Origin of the sequence: Kitasatospora sp. NPDC001527, from assembly GCF_040298605.1 — a bacterium.
Taxonomy (GTDB): Bacteria; Actinomycetota; Actinomycetes; order Streptomycetales; family Streptomycetaceae; genus Kitasatospora.
In genome coordinates this window covers 1-19,878 of sequence record NZ_JBEPAM010000064.1, presented here as the reverse complement: position 1 = coordinate 19,878, position 19,878 = coordinate 1, and the positions used below count along the sequence as shown (strand labels likewise).

The following is a 19,878-nucleotide window of genomic DNA, read 5'->3' as shown; positions in this document are numbered from 1 at the left end:
CCGGACGGCGGCCCCGCAGGAATCGCGGGGCCGCCGTCCGGTGGAACGCGGGTCGCCTACTCGGCGTCGGCCGGGGCCGTCTTGATCTCGATCGCGGCCTTCACCAGGCCCGCGAAGAGCGGGTGCGGGCGGGTCGGCCGGGACTTCAGCTCCGGGTGGGCCTGGGTGGCCACCAGGTAGGGGTGCACCTCGCGCGGGTACTCGACGTACTCGACCAGGTCGCCCTTCGGGGAGAGGCCCGAGAAGATCAGACCGGTCTTCTCCAGGTCGGCCCGGTAGGCGTTGTTGACCTCGTAGCGGTGGCGGTGGCGCTCCTCGACGTACTGCTCGCCGCCGTAGACCTCACGGACGATCGAGCCCTCGGCGAGCTTGGCCGGGTACAGGCCCAGGCGCATGGTGCCGCCCAGGTCGCCCTTGCCGTCGACGATGGCCAGCTGCTCGGCCATGGTGGAGACGACCGGGTGCTTGGCGGCGGCGTCGAACTCGGTGGAGTTGGCCTCGGGCAGGCCGGCCAGGTTGCGGGCGGCCTCGATGACCACGCACTGCAGGCCCAGGCACAGGCCCAGCAGCGGGATCCGGTTCTCGCGGGCGTAGGTGATCGCGCCGACCTTGCCGTTGACACCGCGGTCGCCGAAGCCACCGGGGATGCAGACCGCGTCGACGTCGCCGAGCTGCTCCTGCGCGCCCTCGGGGGTCTCGCAGTCGTCGGAGGTGACCCACTTGATCTCGACCCGGGCGTTGTTGGCGAAGCCGCCGGCGCGCAGCGCCTCGGTCACCGACAGGTAGGCGTCCGGAAGGTCGATGTACTTGCCGACCAGCGCGACCTTGACGATGTGCTGCGGCTCGTGGACGCGGCGCAGCAGGTCGTCCCAGGTGGTCCAGTCCACGTCGCGGAACGGCAGGTCCAGGCGGCGGACGACGTAGGCGTCCAGGCCCTCGCCGTGCAGCACCTTGGGGATGTCGTAGATCGACTTGGCGTCGATCGCGGCGACCACGGCCTCCTCGTCGACGTCGCACATCATCGAGATCTTGCGCTTGATGGCCTGCGGGACCTCGCGGTCGGCGCGCAGCACGACGGCGTCGGGCTGGATGCCGATGTTGCGCAGCGCGGCGACGGAGTGCTGGGTCGGCTTGGTCTTCAGCTCGCCCGAGGGGCCGATGTAGGGGAGCAGGGAGACGTGCACGAAGAAGACGTTGTCCCGGCCGACCTCGTGGCGGACCTGGCGCACGGCCTCCAGGAACGGCAGCGACTCGATGTCGCCGACGGTGCCGCCGACCTCGGTGATCACCACGTCGACGTCCTCGGTCGCCATCCGGCGGATCCGGGACTTGATCTCGTTGGTGATGTGCGGGATGACCTGGACGGTGTCGCCCAGGTACTCGCCGCGGCGCTCCTTGGCGATGACGGTCGAGTACACCTGGCCGGTGGTGACGTTGGCCGAGCCGTGCAGGTTGGTGTCCAGGAACCGCTCGTAGTGGCCGATGTCGAGGTCGGTCTCGGCGCCGTCGTCGGTGACGAAGACCTCACCGTGCTGGAACGGGTTCATGGTGCCCGGGTCCACGTTGAGGTACGGGTCGAGCTTCTGCATCGTGACGCGCAGGCCACGGGCCTTGAGCAGGGCACCGAGGCTGGAGGCGGTGAGGCCCTTGCCGAGCGACGAGGCGACACCCCCGGTGACGAAGAGGTGCTTGGTCGTCACGGCGCGGCCGTTCGATGCCTTGCCGGAATGGGGCTGTGCCAAGAGGGGGCTCCCGTGGGTCGCGAGTCGAAGGTGACGTGGTGGGAGGCTCGCGGCTCGCCGTCCCGACGGAGGGGGGCGGTGCGGAGCACGGCGCCCTGAGGTCGTCGGTTCGGCCGGTCCGGGGCGTTTGATCCCACCGGTCCACGGGATACCAGGGTAACAGTGACCCGGCCCGGACGCGTTCCGGGCCGCCGCCGCGCGCCGCCCGGGGGCCGGTTTCCCGGGCGGAACACGCCGGAGCGCTCCCGGGGCGCACGCCGGGCGCGCCGCCGGCGCACCACCCGGCGCAAGCGTCACACGCGTCGCACCACCGGCCCGACCGGGCCACCTCCAGGCGGTCCGGACCAGCTCCTCCGGGCCATCGCGGATCCCCACTTCGTGCCATCCGGAGCTGATCCGTCCGAGCCATCCTGGCCGCCGCCCCCGCGATGCGCGGTATTTCCGCCGAAATGCGGCGCCACACCGCGCTGCGCCCGCGTGCTTCGCCCCTTTCGTCCGTCGTAAGCTGCTCGGACGCATCGCCGACAACACGAGCACGCGGAGGGCGTGGGAGGGTCAGGAACCTCTCGGTCCCCGATGCGCGACCGGACCTCCCCGTTGTTTCCCGCTCGCCCCACCCACCCAGAGGCTCGGCCGAGCCCTCGCGGACACTCCAGCAAGGCCCGCCACCACCCCACGGCGGGCCGGACGTCCCGGGGTGGCACCGGTCCCGCCGCAAACCCGCTGGCTCCCCCTCGGATCGCCGATGCGTCGTGACCACATTGCGAACTGGAGATCACGTGGCCGGCCGTATCGAGGACTACGCACTCATCGGGGACATGCAGACCGCCGCCCTCGTCAGCAGGGACGGAGCGGTGGACTGGCTCTGCCTGCCCCGATTCGACTCGCCGGCGGTCTTCGCCGGCCTGCTCGGCACCGACGAACACGGCTTCTGGCGAATCGGTCCCGCCGAGGCGGTGGCCGTCGAACTGCCTTCGCCCGTCCCCGCCGCCCCGGCCGCCCCGGCCGCCGGGAGGCTCCCGCTCGCCGACACCGGTGAGCTGCGGATCCCGCCGCCCACCGCCGCCGCCCCCGCCGTCCCCGCCGACCGCCGCCGCTACCGGGGCGACTCGCTGATCCTGGAACAGGAGTGGGACGCCCAGGGCGGCACCGTCCGGGTGATCGACTTCATGCCGCCCCGCCCGCTCGCCGGCAAGGACGCCGTCCCGCAGGTGATCCGGATCGTCGAGGGCGTGGCCGGCACCGTGCGGATGCGCTCCGCGCTGCGGATGCGGTTCAGCTACGGCCGGGTGGTGCCCTGGGTGCACCGGGTCGAGCAGCCCGACGGCGGCCACCGCACCGTCGCCGTGGCCGGCCCCGACTCGGTCTGGCTGGACGGCGAGGCCGACACCTACGGCCGCAACCTCACCACCTACGCCGACTTCACCGTCTCGGCCGGCGAGCGGATCGCCTTCGCGCTCACCTGGCAGGCCTCCCACCTGGAGCCGCCCAAGGCCCCGGACGCCGAGGAACTGCTCGACGCCACCGCGGACTTCTGGCACGAGTGGGTCGGCCAGTGCACCTACCAGGGCCCCTACCGGGAGGCCGTGGTCCGCTCGCTGATCACCCTCAAGGGCCTGACCTACGCGCCCACCGGCGGCATCGTCGCCGCCCCCACCACCTCGCTGCCCGAGGACATCGGCGGCGAGCGCAACTGGGACTACCGCTACACCTGGCTGCGCGACGCCGCGATCACGCTCTCCTCGCTGCTGCGCACCGGCTACCGCGACGAGGCCAAGGCCTGGCGCGAGTGGCTGCTGCGCGCGGTGGCCGGCGACCCGGAGAACCTCCAGATCATGTACGGCATCGCCGGCGAGCGCGAGCTCACCGAGTCCTCGCTGGACTGGCTGCCCGGTTACGAGGGCTCCCAGCCGGTGCGGGTCGGCAACGGCGCGGCCGGCCAGCTCCAGCTGGACGTCTACGGCGAGGTCGTCGAGGCGCTGCACCTGGCCCACATGACCGGCCTGGTCCGCAACGACCACGCCCACCACCTCCAGCTGCGGCTCATCGAGTACCTGGAGGAGCACTGGCAGGAGCCGGACGAGGGCATCTGGGAGGTGCGCGGCCCGCGCCGGCACTTCGTCCACTCCAAGGTGATGGCCTGGGTGGCCGTCGACCGCACCATCAAGCTGCTGGAGCAGACCCCCGAGGACGCCCCGACCGGCGGCCACCTGGAGCGCTGGCGGGAACTGCGCGACACCATCCACCGGGACGTCTGCGACAAGGGCTACGATCCGGGCCGCAACACCTTCACCCAGTACTACGGCGGCAAGGAGCTGGACGCCTCGCTGCTGCTCATCCCCCAGGTCGGCTTCCTGCCGCCGGACGACAAGCGGGTCATCGGCACCATCGAGGCGATCCAGCGCGAACTCGCCACCGAGGACGGCTTCGTGCTGCGCTACCCGACCCACGACGAGTCGGGCACCAACGTCGACGGCCTCTCCGGCCACGAGGGCGCCTTCCTGGCCTGCTCGTTCTGGCTGGCCGACGACCTCGCGATGATCGGCCGGGTGCAGGAGGCGCGCGAGCTGTTCGACCGGCTGCTGTCGCTGCGCAACGACCTCGGCCTGCTCGCCGAGGAGTGGGACCCGCGGCTCAAGCGGCAGGTCGGCAACTTCCCGCAGGCCTTCAGCCACGTGCCGCTGATCGACACCGCGCTGCGGCTGACCGCCTGCGGCGGCGCCTACCTCTCCGCCCAGCCGGACGGCCTGGCCGCCGACCGGGCCGGCGAGCAGGCCACCGTCTGATCCCCGTCCGGCCCCCGTCCGCTCCTCCCGGGACGGGCTACCCGTCGCGCTGTACCAGTTCGTCGTAGGTGCTGAGCACCTGGGCGACGGTGGCGGCCTCGTCCGGCCAGGTCTCCGCCTGCTGCCGGCCGGCCGCCACCAGGCGCTCGCAGCGTGCCGGGTCGGCCAGCAGCTCGCGCACCGCCCGGCCGATCGCCGCCGCGTCCCCGGGCGGGACGAGCACGGCGGCGTCGCCGACCAGTTCGGGGATGCCGCCGACGGCCGTGGCGACCACCGGCACGCCCGCCCGCATGGACTCCTGGACCACCAGCGAGCGGGCCTCCCAGCGGCTGGGGACCACCACCACGTCGGCGGCGGCCAGCAGGTCGGGCACGTCGGTGCGGTAGCCGAGCAGCCGCACCGGCAGCCTCTCGGCGGTCACCCGCTCGCGCAGAGCGGCGGCCTCCGGGCCGTCCCCGGCGAGCAGCAGCAGCGGCTGCGGGTCCGTCGCGGACAGCTCCTGGAGCGCGTCCAGCAGCAGCCCGAACGCCTTCTGCGGCACGAGCCGGCCGACCGCCAGGACCAGCGGGCGGTCGGCTTCCCCGCCGAGCAGCGCGGCCCGGGCCCGCGTCCGCTCCGGCCGGCCCTCGGGCATCGGCGGGGCGGCGACCGGGCCGAGCCGGGCATCGGTCGCGCCGAGCTCCCGGGCCCGGGCCACCAGGTCCGAGGAGGCGCCGAGGACGAGGTCGGCGGCGCGCGCCACCCGGCGCTCCATCAGCCGCTGGAGGCGGCGCTCCATGCCGGTGGCGAGCAGCGCGTGGTGCGAGGTGACCACCAGCGGCGTCTCCGGGCGCAGGCCCGGGAAGCGGCCGGCGGTGCGCAGCGCGAGGTCGGACAGCAGCGCCGCGCGCAGGCCGTGGGCGTGCACCACGTCGGCACCGGTGAAGGCGCGGCGCAGCTCGCCGATGGCGGTGGCGTCGCTGCGGGCGCCCGCGGTCGGGGTGATGTCGACCAGGTGGAACCGGGCGCCGGTGCGGGAGAAGCCGAACAGCGCGTCCGCGCCTGCGGGGGCGCACACCGTGACGGTCACTCCGTGCGCGACCAGGCCCTGTGCCAGCGAGCGCACATGCGCACCGATGCCGCCCGTACTGGCGGCCAGGACGAGCACCACGTGCAGCTGCCCCGGTTCGGGGGTGGCCGCGGCGGCCCGGGCGGCGGAATGGTCCACGTCGTATCGCTTCCGACTCGATCAGCTACGCGCGCCCCGGGCGGGGGTTTCCCGCCGGCGGCGCTCGGGACAGGAAGGCCAGTGTCCAGCGGCCACCATGCCAGGTCGGCGGCCCTCTTGGACAGTCGGCGCCCCCGGTGGGGCGCGTCGTGACCGGTCCGCGAGGGCCGCCGCGGGACGGCTACCGCCGCCGGGGGGCGCGGGCCGCGGCGAGCAGCTCCTCGGCGTGCGCCCGGCCGAGCTCGGAGTCCTCCAGGCCGGCCAGCATCCGGGAGAGCTCGCGCACCCGCTCCTCGTCGTTCAGCACCTTGACGCCGCTGCGGGTCACCGTGCCGTCGTTGGTCTTCTCGACCACCAGGTGGCGGTCGGCGAAGGCCGCCACCTGCGGCAGGTGGGTGACCACGACGACCTGGGCGCTCTCGGCCAGCTTGGCGAGCCGGCGGCCGATCTCGACCGCCGCCTTGCCGCCGACGCCCGCGTCCACCTCGTCGAACAGGTAGGTGGGGACGGGGTCGGCGCCGGCGAAGACCACCTCGACGGCGAGCATCACCCGGGACAGCTCACCGCCCGAGGCGCCCTTGGCGATCGGCCGGGGCTGGGCGCCGGGGTGCGGGGCGAGCAGCACCTCGACCTCGTCCACGCCGTGCGGGCCGTAGGCGACGGTCCGGCCCTCGATCTCGATCCCGGACAGGTCGTCCAGCCGGCCGATCGAGAAGGTGACCCGGGCGTGCGGCATGGCCAGCTCGGCGAGTTCGGCGGAGACGGCGTCCGCGAAGCGCCCGGCGGCGGCCTGCCGGGCGGCCGAGACCTCGGCCGCGAGCTCGGCCAACTCGGCGCGCAGCGCGGTCTCCTGGGCGCCGAGCTCGTCGATCCGGTCGTCGTCGCCGTCGAGTTCGGCGAGCCGGGCGGCGCCCGCCTCGGCCCAGGTGATCACCTCGGCCAGCGTGTTCTCCGGGCCGCCGTACTTGCGCAGCAGCTGGGACAGGACGGCCCGGCGGTCCTCGACGGCGGCCAGCCGGACCGGGTCGGCGTCCAGGTCGTCGGCGTAGCCGGCCAGGTCGCCGGCGACGTCGGCGAGCAGGTAGCCGACCTCGTTCAGCCGGTCGGCGAGGCCGGCGAGCCGCTCGTCGTGGTGGCGCACGGCGTCCAGCGCGCGGCGGGCCTGGGCGAGCAGGGTGCCCGCGTCCAGCGCCTCCGGGTCGGCCGGGTCGCCGGCCAGCGCGGCGTGCGCCAGGGTCGCGGCGGAGGAGAGCGCGTCGGCGTGGCCGAGCCGCTCGGCCTCGGCGGACAGCTCCTCGTCCTCGCCGGCCACCGGCTCGGCGGCGGCGACCTCGTCGAGGCCGAAGCGCAGCAGGTCGGCCTCCTGGGCGCGCTCGCGGGCCCGGGTGGTCAGCTCCTCCAGGGTGGCGGAGACCTCGCGCAGCCGGCGGTAGACCTCGCGGTAGCGGGCCAGCGGCTCGGCGACGGACTCGCCCGCGTACCGGTCGAGGGCGCCGCGCTGGCGGGCCGGGCGCAGCAGCCGCTGCTGGTCGGTCTGGCCGTGCACGGCGATGAGGTCCTCGCCGAGCTCGGCGAGGAGGCCGACCGGGACGGACCGGCCGCCGACGTGGGCGCGCGAGCGCCCCTCGGCGGAAACGGTCCGGCTGATCAGCAGCGCGCCGTCGTCCAGCTCGGCGCCGGCCTCCACGGCGCGGGCGGCCGCCGGGGAACCGGCGGGCAGTTCGAGGCGGCCCTCGACGACCGCGCGGGCGCTGCCGTTGCGCACCAGGCCCGGATCGGCTCGTCCGCCGAGCAGCAGGCCGAGGCTGGTCACCACCATGGTCTTGCCGGCGCCGGTCTCACCGGTCACGGCGGTGAAGCCGGGGGCGAGCTCGACGACCGCGTCGTCGATGACCCCAAGATCCCGTATCCGCATCTCGTCCAACACGGAGACGACCTTACGAGGTTCCGCCCCCGGCGCGCGACGAGCGACAACGGCGCGCGGCAACTCCGTACCCCGAAGTTCACCCCTTCCGGGAGTCCCCGGCGGGAATTTCCGGGCTGCCGGAGGGACCCGCCGTCGGGACGGTGCACCAGGGCAGGAAGAACTGCGCGAGCGGGCCGATGGCCAGGGCGTAGGCGACCGTGCCGACGCCGACGGTGCCGCCGAGCAGGACGCCCGCGGCCAGCACGGTCAGCTCGATGCCGGTGCGGATCAGCCGCAGTGAGCGGCCGGTGCGCCGGTGCAGGCCGGTCATCAGGCCGTCGCGCGGTCCCGGGCCGAGCCGGGCGCCGATGTAGAGACCGGTGGCCAGGCCGTTGAGGACGATCGCGCCCACCATCGTCGCGATCCGCGCCGGCAGCGGTCCGGGCGCGCCGACGAGGCGCAGGGTGGCGTCCATCGCGGCGCCGATCACCAGCACGTTGGCGAGGGTGCCGACGCCCGGCAGCTGGCGCAGCGGTATCCACAGCAGCAGGACCAGCGCGCCGCAGATCGTCACCCAGGCGCCCACCGAGAGTCCGAAGGTGCCCTGCAGTCCCTGGTGGAAGACGTCCCAGGGGTCCAGGCCGAGGCCGGAGCGCAGCATCAGGCCCATGCTGGCCCCGTAGAGGGCGAGGCCCACGAACAGCTGCGGCAGCCGGCGGCCCAGCGCGTGGGTGTCGCCCAGCACGCGGACGGCGAGACCCGGCCGCCCGGGGGCGGGGGCGGCATCGGACGGGGACGGCGGCAACGGGGTCGCGGTGGTGGCCATGGAATCTCCGGGCAGGTGGTGCTGCACCGCCGCGACACGACGGCCCGGCGGTGGCGGACGAGACGGCCGCCCTGTCATGATGGCCAGGCCAATACGGCCCCTGACAGGGCCAATCCCCAGCAAGTGGACTGATGTGCCATGGCCGACTGGCAGACCACCGTGACGTCCCCGGCGCTCGCCCGGCTGCTCGCCACCGCGCGGCTGCCCGAACCGCCCGGGGCCGCCCGCCGCCCCGCCTACCGCATGCTCGCCGCCCAGGTCCGGCTGCTGGTCTCCGAGGGCCGGCTGCCGGTCGGCGCCCGGCTGCCCGCCGAACGCGAGCTCGCCCTCGCCCTGCGGCTCAGCCGCACCACCGTCGCCACCGCCTACGAGGCCCTGCGGGCGGACGGCTACCTGCGCAGCCGCCGCGGCTCCGGCAGCTGGACCGCCCTGCCCGAGGGCTCCGCCCCGCCCAGCGACGCGCTGCACCCGGTGCCGCCGGACGAGCAGGGCCGCACCCTGGACCTCGGCGTGGCCGCGCTGCCCGCCCCGCAGCCCTTCCTCTCCGCGGCCGCCGCCCGCGCCGTCGAGCAGCTGCCCGCCTACGCCGCCGGGCACGGCCACTACCCGACCGGGGTCCCGGTGCTGCGCGAGGCGGTGGCCCGCCGCTTCACCGAGCGCGGGGTGCCGACCACCCCCGACCAGATCCTGATCACCATCGGCGCGATGGGCGCCCTGCACCTGGTGCGCCAGGCCCTGCTCGGCCGAGGCGACCGGGTCGCCGTCGACGCGCCCAGCTACGCGCACACCCTCCAGGCGCTGCGGCTCAACGAGGCCCGCCTGGTCCCCGTCCCGCTCGTCACCGGCCCGGAGGACACCTGGCGGCACGCGGGCGAACCCGCCGCCCGGCCGGGGTGGGACCTCACCGAGTGGCGGCGGGTGCTGAACGGGGCCGCTCCGAAGGCGGCGTACGTCATCCCGGACTTCCACAACCCCACCGGCGCGCTGATCGACGAGGAGCAGCGGCGCGCGCTGCTCGCCGCCGCCCGCTCCGCCGGCACCGTCGTGCTGGTCGACGAGACCACCGCCGAACTCGGCTGGGGCCTGCCCGCGGGCGTCGCCCCGCCCCGCCCCACGGCCGCCCTGGACCGCGCCGCCCAGGTGGTCACGGTCGGCTCGGCCGGCAAGCTGCTCTGGGGCGGCCTGCGGATCGGCTGGGTGCGCGCCGCGCCCGCCCTGATCCGACGGCTGGCCACCACCCGGGTCTACAGCGACGTCGGCGCGCCCGTGCTGGACCAGCTGATCGCCGCCGAGTTGCTGACCGAGGACCTGCCGGCCGTCCGCGCCCACCAGCTGGCCCGGCTGCGGGACACCGCCGAGGCGCTGAGCGCCGAACTGCGCGCGCAGCTGCCGCACTGGCGGTTCGCCGTGCCACCGGGCGGCCTGTCGTTCTGGGTCGCCACCGGCGGGGTCTCCGGCACGGCGCTGGCCCGGGCCGGCGAACGCGCCGGGGTCCGGATCGCCGCCGGCAACCGGTTCGGCTCCGACGGCGCCTTCGAGCACCACCTGCGGCTCCCGCTCACCGTGCCCGCCCCGGCCGTGCCGGACGCCGTCCGCCGGCTGGCCGGCGTCGCCGCCCGCGCCGAGGAGGAGGGGCGCTGGCAGGGCGGCGTCGACACCCAGCCGCTCGCGGTCTGACGGCCCGCCGCTTCCCGGGCGGGCCGTCACACGGTCATACCGTCACACCGCCGCACCGTCAGCGGGTCGGCGCGCGGTGCTCAGTGGGTGTCCGTCCGGCCGCGCCACCCGGTCACCGGCAGCGCGAACTTCGCCACCAGCCGGTCGGTGAACGGCGCCCGGTGCAGCCGGGCCAGGCGCACCGGCGTCTGCCCCCGGCGCACCTCCACCCGCGCCCCGGCGGGCAGTTCCACCGAACGCCGGCCGTCGCACCACAGCACCCCGTGCGGGGTCTTCGGCTGCACCTCCACCGCCAGCACGGAATCCGGCGAGGTCACCAGCGGACGGGCGAACAGCGCGTGCGCGCTGATCGGCACCATCAGCAGCGCCTCCACCTCCGGCCAGACCACCGGCCCGCCGCCCGAGAACGCGTAGGCGGTCGAGCCGGTCGGCGTCGCGCACACCACCCCGTCGCAGCCGAAGTTGGAGACCGGGCGGCCGTCCACCTCGGTCACCACCTCCAGCATCCGCTCCCGGGACGCCTTCTCGATCGAGGCCTCGTTCAGCGCCCAGTCGTGGTGCACCACGTCGCCGTTGGTGCGGACGATCACGTCGAGGGTCATCCGCTCCTCGACCTCGTAGTCGGCCTCGACCACCCGCTCGACCACCACCGCCAGGTCGTCCCGCTCCGCCTCGGCCAGGAAACCGACCCGGCCCAGGTTGATGCCGAGCATCGGCAGGCCGTGCTCGCGGGCCAGCTCGGCCCCCCGCAGCAGCGTGCCGTCCCCGCCCGCGACCAGGATCAGCTCACAGCCGTCCGCCGCGCCCGGACCCCCGGCGACCGTCTCCACCCCGTCCGGCAGATCGAGGTCGACCGCCTCGGCGGCCAGCAGTCTGATCCGGATCCCCGCCTTGAGCAGGCCGTGCACCAGCCCCTCGACGCTGCGCAGGGCCGCCTCCCGGCCCGTGTGCGCGATCAGGAAGACCGTACGTTCATCACTCATGCCCGCTGCCCTCTCCCTACGCCGGCCGGGTCACCGTCGGCCCGGTACGGCCGCCCCACCCAGCATGACGGACCGGACGTCCGCAAAGCACCCTATCGGGGGCCTTCGGCGACGGCCCGGTCCGCCTCCGCGGGGTCCAGCGGCGGCGCGTCCCGGCGCATCCACAGGAAGTACTCGACATTTCCGGACGGGCCGGGCAGGGGGCTCGCGGTGACCGCCCGCACGCCCAGTCCCTGCTCCCACGCCTGTCCCGCCACCTGGCGCACCATCTCGGCGCGCAGCTGCGGGCTGCGCACCACCCCGCCGCTGCCCAGCCGCTCCTTGCCGATCTCGAACTGCGGCTTGACCATCAGCACCAGGTCGGCGTCCTCGGCGGCGCAGCCGGCCAGCGCGGGCAGCACCAGGCCCAGCGAGATGAACGACAGGTCTCCGACCACCAGGTCGACCGGGGCCCCGCCGATCATCTCCGGGGTCAGCTCGCGGACGTTGGTGCGGTCCATCACGGTGACCCGCTCGTCGCTCTGCAGCGACCAGGCCAGCTGTCCGTAGCCGACGTCCACCGCCAGCACGTGCGCGGCCCCGGCGCGCAGCAGCACGTCGGTGAACCCGCCGGTGGACGCGCCCGCGTCCAGCGCCCGGCGGCCCTCGACGACCAGGCCCTGCGGCACGAACGCCGCGAACGCCCCGGCGAGCTTGTGGCCGCCGCGCGAGACGTAGTCCGGGTCGTTCTCGTCCTTGGCCACCACGACCGCCGCCGAGGTCTCCACCTGGGTGGCCGGCTTGGTCGCGGTGGTCCCGCCGACGGTCACCCGGCCGGCCGCGATCAGTTCGGAGGCGTGCTCCCGCGACCGGGCCAGCTTGCGGCGGACCAGCTCCGCGTCGAGTCGGCGTCGTGCCACTGCCACTGGTGTTTCAGCTCCTACGGGTGGTTCTCGTTCGCCCGGTCAGTCCCGGTCGAGGGCGGCCAGCGTGTCGACCAGCCGCTGATGGACATCTTCGTACACCGGGACGTGCGCGTCGGTCGGCACCCCGTCCAGCGCCTCCAGCCGGGCCAGACCGGCGTCCACGGCCGGGTGCCCGGTCGGGGTCAGCCCGACACCGAGCGGCAGCGGTTCACCGGGGGCGGGCAGGGGCGCGGGGACCGGGACGGGGGCCCCGGCCGGGGTCTGCGGTCCGGGTTCGGGTTCAGGCATCGGGCTTCTTCGTGCTGGTCCGGCGGACGGTGGTCTTCCTGGTCGCGGTCCGCTTGGCGGGCGGCTGCTCCTGCCCGGCCTCGCCGGCCGCCCTCGCGGTCGTGGACTTCTTCGCGGTCGCGGTCTTCTTGACGGCCGTCTTCTTCACCGCGGTCTTCTTCGCCGCCGTCTTCTTCGCGGCCGTCTTCTCGGCGGCGGTCTTCTTCGCCGCAGCGGTCTTCTTCGCGGCGACGGGCTTCCCGGTGGCCGCCTTCTCCACCGAGGGCGCCGGGGCCGCCGTCTGCGGCGCCCGGGCGACCGGAGCCGTCCCGGCCGGCGGCACCGGCGGGTCGACCTCCACCGGCTCGTCGACCGCTATCCGCTCGGCCTCCGCCGATCCCGCCGTCTCCCGCTCCCAGCCGTCCTCGAACAGCCCGCCGGCCCGGGGCGCGGGCGGAGCCGGCGCGGACCCGTCCGCCCCCGCCTCGTCCTCCTCGACCTCGCGCAGCTTGTTCTCCAGGTAGGCCAGCACCACGCCGACCTTGGTCACCTGGTCACCGACCCGCTCGAAGACCTTCTCGACCTCACCGCGCGCCACCCCCACCGCGAGGTCCACCCCGGCTCGGCCGGCGGTCACCGCCTCCTCGGCCAGCGTCTGGAGCGACTTCGCCGACGGCGGGAACTGCCCGCCCAGCCGGCGCTCCACCTCCGCGACGTCGACCCCGCCCTTCTCCAGCAGGCCGGCCGCCGTCCCGACGACCCGCTTGCCGACCTCCTCCACCAGCACGGCCGCGGCCGCCACCGCTCCTCGCACCGTCCTCGGCAGCATCCGGGTGCCTCCCATTCGCCTGCGCGCATCGCTCCGTCGCGTCGACGCCCGGACGAATCCGGGCATCCCACAGACGACGCTACCGCCAAATACGTCCTGCGGTACCGTGGCCCGGCAGTCACCCGCCGCCGGGTCCGGCCACCCGCCGGGGCACCGCGGCCCGCCGAGGGAGGGATCCGCCGTCATGGCCGACGCCGAGGAGTGCCGCGAGGCGCTGGAGCAGCTCAGCCGCAACCTCGCCAAGGCCACCGGCGACGTCCGCAAGGCCACCGAGCTGGACCGCTCGCTCAGCTGCCGGATCACCGACCTCGACCTCACCTTCACCGGGCGGCTGCGCGAGGGCAGCATCCAGGACCTCAAGGAGGCCCCCGGCAGCCCCGCCGGGAAGGCCGACATCCGGCTCACCATGACCAGCGACGACCTGCTCGCCCTGGTCGGCGGCCGGCTCAACTTCGCGTCCGCCTGGGCGAGCGGCCGGGTCAGGCTGGAGGCCGGCTTCCGCGACCTGCTACGGCTGCGCACCCTGCTCTGACCCGGTCCGCTCCCCTTCCCGGACGGAACCCCGGCTAGAACCCCAGCTCGGCCAGCGCCTTGCGGCCGTCGGCCGGCTCGCCGTCCGCGTCCAGCGCCGTCCACGCCGCCGCGCACAGCGCCCGCAGCCCGTCCCAGCGGTCCGCCCCGACGCCCTCCAGCCGCAGCACGCCGTCCTGCGCCACCGCGACGAACCCGCCGCAGGAGAACCCGCCGCCCGGCTGCGCGCCGACCGGCGCGTGCCCGGTCAGCAGCCCCCGCAGGTCCGCCGCCAGGTACGTCGGCCGGTGCTCGGCCGGGGCCGCCAGCAGCTGCGCCGGCGTCGTCACCCCGGTGAAGACCAGCAGGCTGTCCACCCCGCCGTTGAACGCGCCCTCGATGTCGGTGTCCAGCCGGTCGCCGACCACCAGCGGCCGCTTCGCACCCGTGCGCAGCACCGTCTCCCGGTGCATCGGCGGCAGCGGCTTGCCCGCCACCTCCGGCTCCACCCCGGTCGCCGCGCGGACGGCCGCCACCAGCATCCCGTTGCCCGGCGCGATCCCGCGCGCGGTCGGCACCGTCACATCGGTGTTGGACGCCACCCACGGCAGCCCCGACTGCACCGCGTAGGAGGCCTCCGCCAGGTGCGTCCAGCCGACCGAGGCGTCGAAGCCCTGGACCACCGCCAGCGGCCCCTCGGCCAGCGTCCGGACCGCCACCAGGCCGCGCTCGGCCAGCGCCTCCTCCAGGCCCAGACCGCCCACCACCAGCACCTTCGCCCCGGCCGGCAGCTTGTCGGCGAGCACCCGGGCCGCCGCCTGCGCGGAGTTGATCACGTCCGCCGGCTCGGCCGGCACCCCCAGCTCGCTCAGGTGCGCGGCCACCACCCGGGGCGGGCGGGAGGCGTTGTTGGTCACGTACGCCAGCTTCATCCCGGCCGCGCGGGCCGCCGCCAGGGAGTCGACGGCGTGCTCGATCGCGTCCGGTCCGGCGTACACCACGCCGTCGAGGTCCAGGAGCGCCGTGTCGTACGCCTCGGTCAGCGGCGGCTCGCTGCCGCCCGGGGCGGTCCGTCGCACAGTGGTGGCCGTCTCGGTCATGCCTGCTCTACCTCACTCATCGCGTCAGTCCTGCTCGTCGGTGCTGCCGGCGCCGTCGACGGCGCGCACCGTCCCTCCGGGCTCAGCCGTCCTGCCGGTCCCGCTCACCCGTCGGCTCCGGGCCCGCCCCGGTTCCCGGCTCCTGCCCGGAAGCCCGCCCGCGCGGCTCATCCGCCCCGGCCGGCGGCTCCAGGTACCCCGGCGCGCCCGGCAGCAGCGGGCCGAACGCCCCGGCGCGGGCCGCCAGCGTCGCCCGGGTCTGCCGCAACGCGGCCCGGTAGTGGTCGGTGTCCGGCCGCATCGCCACGGCCAGCGCCAGGTGCTCGGCGGAGGTCTCGAAGTCCCCCAGCCGAGCCGCCGCCACACCCCACCCGAACTGAGCGTAGTCGTCCGAGGGATCGGCCAGCGCCACCGCCCGGAAGTTCTCCAGCGCCGCCGCGTACGAGCCCGCGTCGTACTGCGCCCGGGCGAGCGCCTCCCGGATGCTGCGCGAGGCCGGCTCCGCCGCGGCCGCCCGGGCCAGCAGCTGCTCGGCCGCCGCCGGATTGCCCTGGGCGAGCAGCTTCACACCCCGGCGGAACCACTCGTAGACGTCCCCCTCCGGCTCCCCGGACCGCCGCTGCTGCTCCGGCACGCCGCCACCACCGAAGGCCCCGCCGGCACCGCCGCCGACGCCGTCGTCCACCCGCTCGTCGCGCTCTTTCACCCCGTACCTCGCCCTCGGTCACGACACCCGCCCACCGGACCGGCACGGGTGTTCCGATCTCTGAACAACGCGTACCCGGTTACGATGCCCAGAATGAGCACACCCAGTGCAGAAAGCGGAGTGGAGTCTCCGCAGGGCGGCCCCGGCGATCCCGGGCACGTCGCCACCGCAGGTCTGTCCCTGTCCCCGTTCCGCGGCCTGCGATACGTCCCCGACCGGGTCGGCGCCCTGGCCGCCGTCACCTCACCGCCGTACGACGTCGTCGACCCCGGCCGCCGGCTCGATCTGGAGACCGCCGACCCGCACAACGTCGTCCGGCTGATCCTGCCGCGCCCCGAGCCGGAGGACACCGGCGACCGCCCCGACCGCGACACCCGCTACCGGCACGCCGCCCGGCTGCTGCGCGAGTGGCAGCGCGAGGGCGTCCTGGCCGCCGACCCCGAGCCGGCCCTCTACGTCTACGAGCAGCGGGTGCCGGCCACCGGCGACAGCCCCGAACTGCTGCAGCGCGGGCTCATCGGCGCCCTCGCGGTCAGCGGCAGCGAGGCCGGCGTCGTCCTGCCCCACGAGGACGTGATGCCCCGCCCGGTCGCCGACCGGGTCGGCCTGATGCGCACCACCCGGGCCAACCTCGAACCGCTGCTGCTCACCTACCGCGGCAGCGGCGGGGCCGCCGAGGTGATCGAGAACGCGGTGCGCGGCGAACCGCTGCTCACCACGACCACCTCCGACGGCACCCACCACCGCCTGTGGGCGGTCACCGGCTCCGCCGAGATCGCCGCGGTCGGCCGCGACCTGGCCACCTGCCGGGCGCTGATCGCCGACGGCCACCACCGCTGGGAGATGTACCTGCGGCTCCAGCGCGAGCACCGCCACCTGCCGCGCAGCCCCTGGGACCGCGGCCTGGTGCTGCTGGTCGACACCGCCCGCTACCCGCTGCGGGTGCGGGCCATCCACCGGGTGCTGTACCGCCTGCCGGTCGCCGAGGCCCTCCAGCGGCTCGGCGACCAGTGGCGGGTCAAGGAGGTCCCGGGCCCGCTGGAGACCGCCCTGCAGGCGCTCGCCGAGCAGAAGCGGCACGGCGGCAGCGGCTTCCTGCTGACCGGCGGGGACGGCGTCTACCGGCTCGTCGGCGACCCCGACGAGAGCCTGCTCGACGCCACCGTGCCGCACGACAAGCCCGAGGAGTGGCGCCACCTGGACGCCACCGTGCTGCACGCCACCCTGCTCGACCACACCTGGCGGGTCCCGGACGGCCCCGACGACATCGGCTACCTGCACACCGCGGCCGCCGCCGAGCGGGAGGCCGCCCGCAGCGGCGGGACGGCCGTGCTGCTGCACCCGGTACGGGAGAGCGTCGTCCGGCGGCTCGCCGAACAGGGCGTCACCATGCCGCGCAAGTCCACGTCCTTCGGCCCGAAGCCGGCCACCGGGCTGGTGCTGCGCAACCTCGAACTCGGCTGACGCGGACGGCCCGGGCCGCGCGGGCGCGGCCCGTCCGACACGCAGTGAGGCCCTGCCGCACTCCGGGATCTCCCGGGGCGCGGCAGGGCCTCACTCGTCGTCAGGTCCGGTGCCTACTTGCCGGCCTCGTCGTCCTGCTCCGGCTGCTCCGCCTTCTCGGCCTCGTCGGCCTTCTCGGCGGCGGGGGTGCGCTCGGGGACCACGCCGTCGAAGTCGTCGTCGATCTCGAGGTCGTCCTCGTCGTAGTACTCCTCGACGTCCTCCTCGTCCTCGAAGATGACGTGCTCGTCCGAGGTCTCGCCGCCCTTGCGCCGGGCCGGCTCGGTGACGGCCTGCTCGGCCTCCTCCTCGGCGACCTCCGGGTCGAGGGCGTCCACGAACTCCACACCGTCGATCTCGGCGAGACGCTCGGCGGCGTTGGTGGTGCCGTCGGTGTCCGCCTCGGCGGCCTTGGAGAACCAGTCGCGGGCCTCCTCGCCACGGCCTGCCGCGATCAGCGCGTCGGCGTACGCGTAGCGCAGGCGCGCGGTCCACGAGTGCACGGCGGGCGAGGCCAGCTCGGGGCTCTGCAGGGTGACGACGGCCGCGTCGAACTGCTCCATGTCGGTGCGCGCACCGGCCGCGACCAGGCGCATCTCGACCTGGCCGGCCTTGTCCAGCTGCTTGACCTCGGGCTCGCCGGCCATCGCCAGCGCCCGCTCCGGGCGGCCCAGGCCGCGCTCGCAGTCGGCCATGACCGGCCACAGGTCGGCGCGGCCGGTCATCCGGCGGGCGGCGCGGAACTCGGTCAGCGCCTCCGAGTAGCGCTGGGTCATGTAGGAGGCGAAGCCGGCCGCCTCGCGGACGGCGGCGACGCGGGAGGCCAGCCGCAGCGCCACGCGCGAGTACTGGTAGGCCTCCTCCGGCTCGCTGTCGAGCAGGCGGGCGACCATCACCAGGTTGCGGGCGACGTCGTCGGCGAGCGTCTTGGGCAGGCTCTTGAGCTCCTGGCGCACGTCGGCGTCGATCTCGAAGCCGGTGACGTCCTCCGGGATCGGCAGGCGCTTGACCGGCTCGTAGTTGCCCCGGCGGTCGTCCTGGTCCCGGCCGCCGCGCTCGTCACGGCCACCGCGGTAGCCGCCACGGTCGTCACGGTCGTCACGGCGGAACCCACCCGGGCGGTCGTCACGGCGGAAGCCGCCACGGTCGCCACCACGCTCGTCACGGCCGCCACGGTAGCCGCCGCGGTCACCCCGGTCGCCACGGTCGTCGCGGCGGAAGCCACCGCCGGCCGGGCGGTCGTCGCGACGGAACCCGCCACGGTCGCCACCACGGTCATCGCGGTCGCGGAAGGGACGGTCCTCACGACGCGGACGGTCGTCACGGTCGTCACGACGGAACCCACCCGGGCGGTCGTCACGGCGGAAGCCACCGCCGGCCGGGCGGTCGTCGCGACGGAACCCGCCACGGTCGCCACCACGGTCGTAACCGCCCGACGGACGGTCGTCACGGCGGAAACCACCGCCGGACGGACGGTCATCGCGACGGAACCCGCCACGGTCGCCACCACGGTCGTCACGGCCGCCACGGTCGTAACCGCCCGACGGACGGTCGTCACGGCGGAAACCACCGCCGGACGGACGGTCATCGCGACGGAAACCACCACGGTCGCCACCACGGTCGTCACGGCCGCCACGGTCGTAACCGCCCGACGGGCGGTCGTCACGGCGGAAGCCACCGCCGGCGGGGCGGTCGTCGCGACGGAAACCACCACGGTCGCCACCACGGTCATCGCGGTCGCGGAAGGGACGGTCCTCACGACGCGGACGGTCGTCACGGTCGTCACGACGGAACCCACCCGGGCGGTCGTCACGGCGGAACCCGCCGCCGGCCGGGCGGTCGTCGCGACGGAACCCGCCACGGTCGCCACCACGGTCATCGCGGTCCCGGCCGTACCCGCCGGACGGACGGTCGTCACGGCGGAAACCGCCACGGTCGCCACCGCGCTCGTCACGGCCGCCACGGTCGTAACCGCCCGACGGACGGTCGTCACGGCGGAAGCCGCCACGGTCGTCACGGCCGCCACGGTCGTAGCCACCCGACGGACGGTCATCGCGACGGAAGCCACCGCCGGCGGGGCGGTCGTCACGGCGGAAACCGCCACGGTCGCCACCGGCGGGGCGGTCGTCGCGACGGAAGCCGCCGCGGTCGCCACCGGCGGGGCGGTCGTCGCGACGGAAGCCGCCGCGGTCGCCACCACGGTCATCGCGGTCCCGGCCGTACCCGCCGGACGGACGGTCGTCGCGGCGGGGGCCGCCACGGTCGTCGCGGCGGTCGTCGCGGCGCGGACCACGGTCGTTCGACCAGCCCCCGCGAGACCGGGGCTCGTAGCCGCGGCCGTCGTCCGATCGACGCTCGGGACGGTCCTGAGGCTGGTTCGCCATCGTGGTGACTCCTTCTGCTGCTTCATCTCCACCGCGGCCCGGGCAGCACCACTGCCCTCACGCGGTTCGGTGCCGACCTTCTGGCCGTGCACCATCTCCATTGTCCGGCATCCGGGGACGCTCCGCGTCCGGGCGGAAGTCCCGTTCTACCTGTCGTGCACACCTGCGCACATACGCAAAAAAGCCGCGGCCCCCAGCGAATCGCTGGGGGCCGCGGCTTTGAATAATTGTTCGGCGGCGTCCTACTCTCCCACAGGGTCCCCCCTGCAGTACCATCGGCGCTGTGAGGCTTAGCTTCCGGGTTCGGAATGTAACCGGGCGTTTCCCTCACGCTATGACCACCGAAACCCTATCGGGTATTCAGCGAAACACACTCTTCAGTTGATAAGTGTTTCTTTGTTCGCCGGCGATAGCTGTTCGCTACCCGGGAACCACACAGTGAACGCGAGCGTCTGAGGACAAGCCCTCGGCCTATTAGTACCGGTCAACTCCACCCCTCACAGGGCTTCCATATCCGGCCTATCAACCCAGTCGTCTACTGGGAGCC

Annotated in this window: 15 protein-coding genes, 2 rRNA genes and 1 pseudogene; 4 read left to right on the top strand and 14 right to left on the bottom strand. The window is 74.9% G+C overall.

The window, feature by feature from the left end:
• Positions 1-56: 56 nt before the first annotated feature.
• The gene (pyrG, locus tag ABT238_RS34965; RefSeq protein ID WP_350804478.1) at positions 57-1,742 is read right to left on the bottom strand and encodes a CTP synthase; all 1,686 of its coding nucleotides are present in this window, start codon (positions 1,740-1,742) and stop codon (positions 57-59) included.
• A gap of 779 nt (positions 1,743-2,521) precedes the next feature.
• Between pyrG and ABT238_RS34960 the strand changes: the two genes are divergently transcribed.
• Entirely contained in the window at positions 2,522-4,528 is a 2,007-nt protein-coding gene (locus ABT238_RS34960; protein WP_350804470.1) for a glycoside hydrolase family 15 protein, read from the top strand.
• A gap of 37 nt (positions 4,529-4,565) precedes the next feature.
• Here ABT238_RS34960 and ABT238_RS34955 read toward each other — a convergent pair whose 3' ends face one another.
• The 3 genes from ABT238_RS34955 to yczE all read right to left on the bottom strand — a co-directional run bounded on the left by ABT238_RS34955 (position 4,566) and on the right by yczE (position 8,467).
• Positions 4,566-5,735: a glycosyltransferase family 4 protein gene (locus ABT238_RS34955; RefSeq protein WP_350804466.1), complete on the bottom strand. Its 1,170-nt coding sequence runs from the start codon at positions 5,733-5,735 to the stop codon at positions 4,566-4,568.
• Between the two features lie 181 nt (positions 5,736-5,916).
• Positions 5,917-7,650: a DNA repair protein RecN gene (gene recN / locus ABT238_RS34950; RefSeq protein ID WP_350565059.1), complete on the bottom strand. Its 1,734-nt coding sequence runs from the start codon at positions 7,648-7,650 to the stop codon at positions 5,917-5,919.
• Between the two features lie 88 nt (positions 7,651-7,738).
• Positions 7,739-8,467 (bottom strand): membrane protein YczE, encoded by a 729-nt coding sequence (gene yczE, locus ABT238_RS34945; protein ID WP_502884239.1) that lies wholly within the window; start codon positions 8,465-8,467, stop codon positions 7,739-7,741.
• Between the two features lie 138 nt (positions 8,468-8,605).
• Between yczE and yczR the strand changes: the two genes are divergently transcribed.
• Positions 8,606-10,144 (top strand): MocR-like transcription factor YczR, encoded by a 1,539-nt coding sequence (yczR, locus tag ABT238_RS34940; RefSeq protein WP_350804459.1) that lies wholly within the window; start codon positions 8,606-8,608, stop codon positions 10,142-10,144.
• A gap of 80 nt (positions 10,145-10,224) precedes the next feature.
• Here the strand turns inward: yczR and ABT238_RS34935 are convergent, their stop codons facing one another.
• The 4 genes from ABT238_RS34935 to ABT238_RS34920 all read right to left on the bottom strand — a co-directional run bounded on the left by ABT238_RS34935 (position 10,225) and on the right by ABT238_RS34920 (position 13,128).
• Positions 10,225-11,127 (bottom strand): NAD kinase, encoded by a 903-nt coding sequence (locus tag ABT238_RS34935; RefSeq protein WP_350550376.1) that lies wholly within the window; start codon positions 11,125-11,127, stop codon positions 10,225-10,227.
• Positions 11,128-11,219: 92 nt separating this feature from the next.
• Positions 11,220-12,026, bottom strand: coding sequence for a TlyA family RNA methyltransferase (locus tag ABT238_RS34930; RefSeq protein ID WP_350565056.1), 807 nt, complete (start codon positions 12,024-12,026; stop codon positions 11,220-11,222).
• 45 nt (positions 12,027-12,071) lie between these two features.
• Entirely contained in the window at positions 12,072-12,320 is a 249-nt protein-coding gene (locus tag ABT238_RS34925; RefSeq protein ID WP_350564890.1) for a hypothetical protein, read from the bottom strand.
• Positions 12,313-13,128: a hypothetical protein gene (locus ABT238_RS34920; RefSeq protein ID WP_350804450.1), complete on the bottom strand. Its 816-nt coding sequence runs from the start codon at positions 13,126-13,128 to the stop codon at positions 12,313-12,315. Before ABT238_RS34920 ends, ABT238_RS34925 begins: the two co-directional genes overlap by 8 nt.
• Before the next feature lie 184 nt (positions 13,129-13,312).
• Here ABT238_RS34920 and ABT238_RS34915 point away from each other — a divergent pair, with 184 nt between their 5' ends.
• The gene (locus tag ABT238_RS34915) at positions 13,313-13,660 is read left to right on the top strand and encodes an alkyl sulfatase C-terminal domain-containing protein (RefSeq protein ID WP_350564886.1); all 348 of its coding nucleotides are present in this window, start codon (positions 13,313-13,315) and stop codon (positions 13,658-13,660) included.
• Between the two features lie 34 nt (positions 13,661-13,694).
• On the opposite strand, the gene ABT238_RS34910 is transcribed toward ABT238_RS34915, so the two are convergent.
• On the bottom strand, positions 13,695-14,738 hold the full coding sequence (locus tag ABT238_RS34910) for an HAD-IIA family hydrolase (protein ID WP_350804440.1): 1,044 nt from the start codon (positions 14,736-14,738) through the stop codon (positions 13,695-13,697).
• 82 nt (positions 14,739-14,820) lie between these two features.
• Entirely contained in the window at positions 14,821-15,444 is a 624-nt protein-coding gene (locus ABT238_RS34905; protein WP_350564882.1) for a tetratricopeptide repeat protein, read from the bottom strand.
• A gap of 93 nt (positions 15,445-15,537) precedes the next feature.
• Between ABT238_RS34905 and ABT238_RS34900 the strand changes: the two genes are divergently transcribed.
• Positions 15,538-16,908, top strand: a complete 1,371-nt coding sequence (locus tag ABT238_RS34900) for a DUF1015 family protein (protein ID WP_350564881.1) — start codon at positions 15,538-15,540, stop codon at positions 16,906-16,908.
• Between the two features lie 113 nt (positions 16,909-17,021).
• Here the strand turns inward: ABT238_RS34900 and ABT238_RS34895 are convergent, their stop codons facing one another.
• From ABT238_RS34895 to ABT238_RS34880, 4 genes and pseudogenes are all read right to left on the bottom strand, one after another.
• Positions 17,022-17,903: a hypothetical protein gene (locus ABT238_RS34895; RefSeq protein ID WP_350564879.1), complete on the bottom strand. Its 882-nt coding sequence runs from the start codon at positions 17,901-17,903 to the stop codon at positions 17,022-17,024.
• 276 nt (positions 17,904-18,179) lie between these two features.
• Positions 18,180-19,220, bottom strand: a pseudogene (locus ABT238_RS34890) (hypothetical protein); the annotation flags it as partial.
• 340 nt (positions 19,221-19,560) lie between these two features.
• Positions 19,561-19,677: ribosomal RNA gene (gene rrf, locus ABT238_RS34885) — 5S ribosomal RNA — on the bottom strand.
• 108 nt (positions 19,678-19,785) lie between these two features.
• Positions 19,786-19,878: ribosomal RNA gene (locus ABT238_RS34880) — 23S ribosomal RNA — on the bottom strand; the annotation flags it as partial.

Excerpts from the sequence above, each read along its gene's own strand:
- yczR (WP_350804459.1), top strand. The coding sequence starts at position 8,606 with ATGGCCGACTGGCAGACCACCGTGACGTCCCCGGCGCTCGCCCGGCTG.
- yczE (WP_502884239.1), bottom strand. The coding sequence starts at position 8,467 with ATGGCCACCACCGCGACCCCGTTGCCGCCGTCCCCGTCCGATGCCGCC.
- ABT238_RS34915 (WP_350564886.1), top strand. The coding sequence starts at position 13,313 with ATGGCCGACGCCGAGGAGTGCCGCGAGGCGCTGGAGCAGCTCAGCCGC.
- ABT238_RS34910 (WP_350804440.1), bottom strand. The coding sequence starts at position 14,738 with ATGACCGAGACGGCCACCACTGTGCGACGGACCGCCCCGGGCGGCAGC.
- ABT238_RS34935 (WP_350550376.1), bottom strand. The coding sequence starts at position 11,127 with ATGAGTGATGAACGTACGGTCTTCCTGATCGCGCACACGGGCCGGGAG.
- ABT238_RS34900 (WP_350564881.1), top strand. The coding sequence starts at position 15,538 with ATGAGCACACCCAGTGCAGAAAGCGGAGTGGAGTCTCCGCAGGGCGGC.
- ABT238_RS34925 (WP_350564890.1), bottom strand. The coding sequence starts at position 12,320 with ATGCCTGAACCCGAACCCGGACCGCAGACCCCGGCCGGGGCCCCCGTC.
- recN (WP_350565059.1), bottom strand. The coding sequence starts at position 7,650 with ATGCGGATACGGGATCTTGGGGTCATCGACGACGCGGTCGTCGAGCTC.
- ABT238_RS34920 (WP_350804450.1), bottom strand. The coding sequence starts at position 13,128 with ATGCTGCCGAGGACGGTGCGAGGAGCGGTGGCGGCCGCGGCCGTGCTG.